The 1,372-nt window shown below is 54.2% G+C and carries 1 protein-coding gene; it reads left to right on the top strand.

The genetic code is table 11. From position 1 onward, the window contains the following. On the top strand, nucleotides 1-1,372 hold a 1,372-nt coding region (locus tag BUB16_RS20985; protein WP_211483262.1), incomplete at its 5' end, for a hypothetical protein.

The raw sequence follows: 1,372 nt of genomic DNA, 5'->3' as shown, positions 1-1,372 counted from the left end.
TAAAACCAATATTAGCGGTGTTGTCCCAGAGACGGCCATGGTAGCGGATCATGCTCCCCGAACGGAAGCCGGGATCGGGGCGTTGATGCCGTGGGCCGACCGGCTTTGGGCAGTTACGTATGTAGCCCATATGAAACAAACGGGCTCGGGCACCGGATTGTATGAGATTGATCAGGACTTAACGCTCCACAAACATCCGAAAAGTGTGGTAGGGACCTACGCGAACCGCTTGATTCATGGGCCCAGCCATCAACTGTTTATGGGGCCTTATGCCATCGATACGACCGGAAATGTACGAGTGATCGAAGGCGTACAGGAGCATCGCTTGGCGGCGACGATGGAGCATCTGACGGACCCGGCCAATAAGGTGTATTTCCTTGCGATGGAGGGGGAGTTTTTTGAAGTGAATGTACATACCTTGGAAACCAGGCAGTTGTTTGATTTAAAACGAGAATTAGCGGTACCGGGCGGGGCAAAGCCCCATTTTAAAAGTGGATTCACCAATCACGGGCGGGTCGTTATAGCCAACAATACCTATAGTTCGTTGGAGGACGATGACGGGCGGTTGGCCGAATGGGATGGGGAGGGGAGCTGGAAGATTTTGGAAAAGACCGCGTTTACCGAAGTGTGGGGGGCCAGAGCGTCCGGGGCTCCCCTGCTTGCTACGGGGTGGGACAAAGCCTCTGTGATCTTAAAGGCCTATATTGATGGGAAATGGTCGACCTACCGGCTTCCCAAGGCAAGCCGGACGTTTGACGGGACCAGTTATACCGAATGGATGCGCATCCGTGAGGTGGAGACCGAGCGGGCCCTGATGGATGTGCATGGACTCTTTTATGAAGTGGGCTACCATACCTATGGGGGGAACCTGTGGGCCATCCGCCCGGTTTCTACGCATCTTAGAATTATTCCTGACTTTGCTTCGTGGAGAGGGATGCTGGTGTTTGCGGGCAACCAGGCCACGCCCATGCAGTTTAATGGTGCAAATCTTGATCGCAATCCGTTGGCCGGGCAGGCGCAAGCAGGGCTTTGGTTTGGAAAGACGGATGATCTGTGGTCGTTTGGCAAACCCGCAGGAAGCGGAGGGGTGTGGTATGAGACCCAGGTAGAGGCCGGAGAGATCTCCGATCCGTATCTGATGGGTGGATTTGACAAGAAGTCCCTTCATCTGAACCATGACGCTGATGAAACGGTCCGGTTTACCCTGGAGGTGGATGTGATAGGAGACGGGAAGTGGCATGAATTGAAAGAATTTGCGGTCGGCCCGGGGGAATACCTGCATTATGCGTTTCCGAGCAATTACAGTGCACAGTGGGTCCGCCTGCGTTCGGACAAGGGAGGCAGGGTCACAGCGTATTTCATTTATGAGTAA

It is taken from the genome of Fodinibius roseus (genome assembly GCF_900129315.1).
In the GTDB taxonomy this organism is placed as follows: Bacteria; Bacteroidota; Rhodothermia; order Balneolales; family Balneolaceae; genus Fodinibius; species Fodinibius roseus.
The sequence above is the reverse complement of the archived record's forward strand: the minus strand, read 5'-3'. Positions and strand labels throughout refer to the sequence as shown.